This window comes from Amycolatopsis sp. (assembly GCF_035546795.1).
In the GTDB taxonomy this organism is placed as follows: Bacteria; Actinomycetota; Actinomycetes; order Mycobacteriales; family Pseudonocardiaceae; genus Amycolatopsis_E.
In genome coordinates this window covers 1-4,910 of sequence record NZ_DASZWC010000009.1, presented here as the reverse complement: position 1 = coordinate 4,910, position 4,910 = coordinate 1, and the positions used below count along the sequence as shown (strand labels likewise).

The 4,910-nt window shown below is 67.0% G+C and carries 8 protein-coding genes and 1 tRNA gene; 2 read left to right on the top strand and 7 right to left on the bottom strand.

Annotation, left to right across the window (positions count from 1 at the left end):
• A partial coding sequence (locus VHD82_RS08215) for a hypothetical protein (protein WP_325698978.1) occupies nucleotides 1–224 on the top strand: 224 nt, incomplete at its 5' end.
• Nucleotides 225–261: 37 nt separating this feature from the next.
• A tRNA-Arg gene (locus VHD82_RS08210) sits at nucleotides 262–335 on the top strand.
• A gap of 54 nt (nucleotides 336–389) precedes the next feature.
• Here the strand turns inward: VHD82_RS08210 and VHD82_RS08205 are convergent.
• From VHD82_RS08205 to VHD82_RS08175, 7 genes are all read right to left on the bottom strand, one after another.
• Complete coding sequence (locus tag VHD82_RS08205) at nucleotides 390–1,550, bottom strand: site-specific integrase (protein ID WP_325698975.1); 1,161 nt, start codon at nucleotides 1,548–1,550, stop codon at nucleotides 390–392.
• A complete protein-coding gene (locus tag VHD82_RS08200) occupies nucleotides 1,550–1,726 on the bottom strand; it encodes a helix-turn-helix domain-containing protein (protein WP_325698973.1) in 177 nt (58 codons plus the stop codon). Before VHD82_RS08200 ends, VHD82_RS08205 begins: the two co-directional genes overlap by 1 nt.
• Complete coding sequence (locus VHD82_RS08195; RefSeq protein WP_325698971.1) at nucleotides 1,723–3,060, bottom strand: replication initiator; 1,338 nt, start codon at nucleotides 3,058–3,060, stop codon at nucleotides 1,723–1,725. The genes VHD82_RS08200 and VHD82_RS08195 overlap by 4 nt, the downstream gene beginning before the upstream one ends.
• A gap of 96 nt (nucleotides 3,061–3,156) precedes the next feature.
• On the bottom strand, nucleotides 3,157–3,819 hold the full coding sequence (locus VHD82_RS08190; RefSeq protein ID WP_325698968.1) for a DUF2637 domain-containing protein: 663 nt from the start codon (nucleotides 3,817–3,819) through the stop codon (nucleotides 3,157–3,159).
• A 69-nt stretch (nucleotides 3,820–3,888) separates the two neighbouring features.
• Complete coding sequence (locus tag VHD82_RS08185) at nucleotides 3,889–4,116, bottom strand: hypothetical protein (RefSeq protein WP_325698965.1); 228 nt, start codon at nucleotides 4,114–4,116, stop codon at nucleotides 3,889–3,891.
• A 2-nt stretch (nucleotides 4,117–4,118) separates the two neighbouring features.
• Nucleotides 4,119–4,535, bottom strand: coding sequence for a hypothetical protein (locus VHD82_RS08180; RefSeq protein WP_325698961.1), 417 nt, complete (start codon nucleotides 4,533–4,535; stop codon nucleotides 4,119–4,121).
• An 11-nt stretch (nucleotides 4,536–4,546) separates the two neighbouring features.
• Complete coding sequence (locus VHD82_RS08175; RefSeq protein ID WP_325698958.1) at nucleotides 4,547–4,762, bottom strand: hypothetical protein; 216 nt, start codon at nucleotides 4,760–4,762, stop codon at nucleotides 4,547–4,549.
• Between the last annotated feature and the right edge of the window lie 148 nt (nucleotides 4,763–4,910).

The following is a 4,910-nucleotide window of genomic DNA, read 5'->3' as shown; positions in this document are numbered from 1 at the left end:
TCCTCTCGCATCACCTGGATCAAGGTGATCGCCGGCGTGCTGAGACCTTGCGGCTGAACGCCGCCATCACCCTTTCGGCCCCGCTTGACTGCTCTCCGTTGACCAGAGCGTTGCGCCGTTCGCTGCTGCCCGCACGGATTCGCCGCAGCGTAAATGACCAGGTCAACGAGGGTGAAACGTTGAGCACGTGTCCGACGATAGGAAGATTGCGCTGGTTAGACTGAGGGTTGATGGTGACCCTCGGTGGTCATCGGCGCGCACGCCCTCGTAGCTCAGCAGGACAGAGCAGGAGCCTTCTAATCTCCGGGTCGCAGGTTCGAATCCTGCCGGGGGCACGCTTTGGCTGGTCGGGACCGTGTTTGGTTTGCGGGGTCCCGACCAGCCCATACTTAACCCTCCTTTTTCGGGGGCACGATCTCCGGGCGGTCCGCCAGCGCCGGGCCCGCATCCTCGGCCACTACGCCGCGCTCCATGTACACCTCCTGGGTCGTGCTGATCCGTTCGTGTCCGAGGAAGTCCGCGATCTGGCGGGATGACAGACCGGCGCGTTCCAGGACGTCCGCGACCCAGTGCCGGAAGTCGTGCGGGTGCAGTCCCTCGAACGGTGTTTGTTTGACGACCTGTCGGATCTGCTTCCGGGCGTTGTCGGGGTCCCGCAGCGTGCCCGTACTGGAGGGGAACACCCAGCGAGAGGTGCGCTCCGCGTAGCGCCGCTTCAAGATCTCCATCACCCACCCTGCCGGGCGAATGGTCCGCTCCCCGGCGATGGTCTTCGTGTGGTCCTGAACGAAGAGCCCCTGACCGGACACACGGATCACGGTTCCCGCGAAGGTGATCGTGCCTTCCTCGAAGTCGACCGACTCATCCCAGTCGAGTGCGAGCGCTTCGCCGATCCGGCTGCCGACTCCGGACAGGAAGTCGATCAAATCCACAAGGTCGTTCCGTGCGGCTTTCTCGGATGCGTGAAACACGCCCAGGATCGGCCCGATGGTCTTGGTGTTGACCAGCCGCCCTCGCTTGCGCTTGGCGCGACCTATTCCCTCCAGCTCCCGGACTGGGTTGTCGTCCCGGGCATCGTGGCGCACTGCGAGACCGCAGACCCCGGACAGCACCACCTTGGTGTGTGCTGCCGCACCCCGGCCGTGGTTGTCCCGGACTGTGCTCACCACGCGGTTAATCGTGGAGACCTGCACTTGGTGGACGCGAAGCTCGCCTATCGACTTCTCCAGGTACCGATCCCACGTCCGGCGGTATTCCTCCTTCGTGCGCGCCGCCTTGTCCGACTCGTCGACTTCACCGAGCCACAGCCGCGCCACGACCTTCATCTTCGTGTCGGCCTTGATCTCGCCGTCGCTGGAAATGCGGGTGCGATCCCGCAGAGCCTCGAGCAGGATCGTCGTCGCCTTGGTCTTAGAGGCACCGACGCGCTCAACGGGGCGGGTGACGCCGTCAAAGTCCTTGTACTTGGCGATCGCGCGCCACGACTGCGGACCGAGCTGGTATGTGCGGATCTTGCCCCATGTGCCCAAAGGCAGCGGCGGTCGTCCCATCAGGCCACCCCCTGTTCGTCGATCCAGGCGTCCACGTCGTCGGCCCGGTAGCGGACGTACTTGCCGACCCGGCGGCCTTGCGGCCCGTAGCCCTTGGTGCGCCACTGGTAGAGCGTGCCCTTGGGAACGCTGAGGTAGTCGGCGAGTTCGTCGATGGTGAGCAGCTTCTTGGTCATGATCGGTTCTCCTTGCTGTAGCGGTGTTTGCGGTCGTCGCGGATGCGTTGGGCGATTCCGGCGGCGAGTTCGCGTTCGGCGTCGTCGCGGTATCCGGCGCCGTGGAATTGCCAGTCGTTGACGACCGTGACGGACTCGGGTGCGAGTCCGAGGTGTTCGAGGGTTTCGGCCAGCCGGTAGGCGGCCCGGTCGCCCCGGATGACTTTGAAGGTGGTGGAGTAGCGGCGGGATTTGGTGAGGAAGTGGCCCCGGAAGCCGAGCATGTGGGCCCACCGTCGCAGGTTCAGATCCACATAGGATTCCAGGCCGCCGAGTTCCCAAGCCGTTTGGATGATCCGCCGGTGATGCTCAGACACCCGCAGCCGGGCAATGTCCAGTTCGGACCGGATCGGGGTGTCGGCGGCTTCGGTTTTGCCGGTGCCTTTGGTGGCGTATTTGGCGATGTAGGCGGCGAGCCGCGGTTCGCTGATCTGCCCGTTCTCATCTTCGACCTCTGCCGAGAGTCCAGATTGGACACGCCGCACGTCCACCTGTGCACCCCAGACCAGTTCGAGGGGTGTTCCGTCGGGGCGTTCGGTGGTGACCGTGACGGCCGCCGCTGCGGCGTACACGGCATCTTCGAGTAGTTGCGCGCTGCCCCACGCGGGGGCGGGATCGGTGGGGCCTTCGGGGCCGTCCAGGCGCATGATGGCGTGGAAGTGGACCAGGCCGCGGCGCTGGTATTCGGCGACCTTGCCGTAGGAGATTCGGGCCACCTCGCCGAACTCGCGGGCACGGATTCCGGCCCGTTTGGCCAGCTCCCGCCGGAGCCGCATGACGAAGCGCTGCCACAGGACCCCGGCATGGGCCTGCCACAGCACCGAGCCCACGTAGTCGTAGGTCTCCGGGTCGATCGGGGTGCCGATACGGGTGTCGGCTTCGCGGTGGTGTTCCCCACAGGCACAGGGCCGGACCCTGCCGCGTGTGGTGACCCGCCGGGCGTGCACCGGCCCGAATGAGGGGGCGGTGAGGGTGACGAACGCGCGCGGCTTGGTGGTGATGGATTCGGGGATTCCTTTGGTGCCACCGAGAAGCCCGGCGCGCACGAGGTGGAACGCATCGGCGGCGTAGCGGTCGGAGCAGGCCGGGCAGACGGATTCGCGGCGGTTCCCGCACGGGACGAACAGCTCTCCGGCGAAGTGGTGCAGCGCGGTCCCGGTGGCATCTTCGAGTCGGTGGGTTCCGGTCAGGCGGATGGGTTTGGCGCAGCCGTGGACGCGGTGGACTTTGGCGCGCCAAGCCTGGTAGTCGGTGGTGCGTAGGCGGTGGGTGATGCGGTCTTCCAGCGTCAGCAACGGAGGTCGTTCCTTTCCGTGAGACGACGTGACGAGGCGGGGCGGAAGTGCAGTGGTGCCGTACTCCCGCCCCACGCGGGGCATGGGAACGGGCGGTCAGGCGGTGGCTGGGTCCAGATCGGCCACGATCCGGGCGGCGAGGTCGTCGGGGACCTTCACGACCTGCTGAATATCGGCAGGGGTGACGTCCCGTCCGGCGTGCCGGATCTCGGTCGCCAGGGCGTGAATGCGGTCGGCCATCGGGGCCGGGAGCTTGACTCGGGGCAGGACGGCCGTGGTTTCGGCCGGGGACGGCGGTTCCGGATTCGGCCGGCGGATCTCCGGTGCTGCCGGTTCGGGCTGCGCAGATGCAGAAACGGGCTCTGGTGCCGCCTCGACGGCCGCCGGGGTGCTGTCGGGGGTGTCGGTGGGTGCGCGGCGCATGAGGAGCTTGACGACGACCAGGAACCCCAGTGCGGGCATGGCGGCGAGTAGCCACCCGGCGGGGGTGCGGGGCGCGAGGGCGACCTGTGCGGCCATCTGGATGGTGATCCCGGCGACGAGAACCACGGCGGGAAAGGTGATCAGGCGGCCACCGGAACGGCGGTGGTCACGGTGGAGTTCGAATCCGGCGACGATGGCCATACCTTCGATCACGACGGCGTCGGCCCAGGCGAGCCATCCGGCTTGTCCGTTGTGGACGGCCCAGTCGTGGGTGTGGGTGAAGCCCGCCGCTGCGCCGATGCCGCCCAGGATGATCGTGACGGCCAGCCGGATCACCTCGGTGAGGGTTGGCCGTCGCCGGGGCCGGGTGTCTGTTGTGGACATTGGCGGGGTCTCCTTGTCTTGTTACGAGCGGTCGCGGCGGATGCTGGTGAGCTGGTGGTGGTATCCGGCGGCTTGGGCACGCCATTCACGCAGCAGTGCGGCCGTGATCACCGCCCACGCGCCGATAGTGATTCCGGCGGCGAGGGCGAACACCCAGAAGCCGGGGATCAGGGCTCGTTCGAGGAGTAGCGCGAGGGCGGCGAGTCCGGTGAGTTTGGTCCAGGACCACAGGAACGACAGCGTGATCATGATCAGATCTCCTGTCGGGTGCGGAGTTCGAGGGCGAGCTGGTAGAGCTCGTCGGGGGTGACCGATTCGCGCTCTCCCTGCGGGAGCCGCACGAGACGCTGCACCGCCCGGTACGGGATGGCTCCGTACACGCCGTAGGTGATGCCGTGCGGGCCACGGCCGGTGAGGATCGTGAACAGGTCCCCGCCCGGGGTGCGCCACCATTCGCCGGTGATGCCGGTCAGGCGGTGCGTCCAGATCAACAGGGACCCGATGGTCTGTACCGGGTCCGGGCCGTGACTGGGCTGGATATCCACGGCGTTCTTGTCGGGGTAGAGCATCACGCTGGTCGGTTCCGGTGCCGGGGTGTCTCGCACGTACCGGACGAGCGCGGCGGCGATTTTCGGTATGCCGCTGAGCGTTGTCATTGCGGTGGTCATGGCGGTCTCTCCTAGCGGCGGGGTTTGACGATGTTCTGGGCCTGGTACAAGGCTTTCCGTGCTTCGACGAGGTGGGCTTTCGCCTTGTCGAGTTGGGCGTTGCGGGCGGCGGTGACCTCTTCGGCGGCGGCGTCGGTGTTGTAGCGAGGCATGGTGACGTCGCGGATCGCGGTGGCGATGGCGAACAGTGCGGCGGTGCACCGATCGGCGAAATCAATCTCACCCATTGCTCAAGTCCTTTCTGGACGGTCAGGCGGCGAAGGGGACGACGACACCGGCGGGGCGGTCGTCGGGGTGGTGCGGGGTGCAGGTGTTGACGAGTTCGGTGATGTCCTCGTCGGTGACCAGTCCGGCCCGCACGCGGATTGGGGTGCG

Excerpts from the sequence above, each read along its gene's own strand:
- VHD82_RS08200 (WP_325698973.1), bottom strand. The coding sequence starts at position 1,726 with ATGACCAAGAAGCTGCTCACCATCGACGAACTCGCCGACTACCTCAGC.
- VHD82_RS08185 (WP_325698965.1), bottom strand. The coding sequence starts at position 4,116 with ATGATCACGCTGTCGTTCCTGTGGTCCTGGACCAAACTCACCGGACTC.
- VHD82_RS08175 (WP_325698958.1), bottom strand. The coding sequence starts at position 4,762 with ATGGGTGAGATTGATTTCGCCGATCGGTGCACCGCCGCACTGTTCGCC.
- VHD82_RS08180 (WP_325698961.1), bottom strand. The coding sequence starts at position 4,535 with ATGACCACCGCAATGACAACGCTCAGCGGCATACCGAAAATCGCCGCC.
- VHD82_RS08205 (WP_325698975.1), bottom strand. The coding sequence starts at position 1,550 with ATGGGACGACCGCCGCTGCCTTTGGGCACATGGGGCAAGATCCGCACA.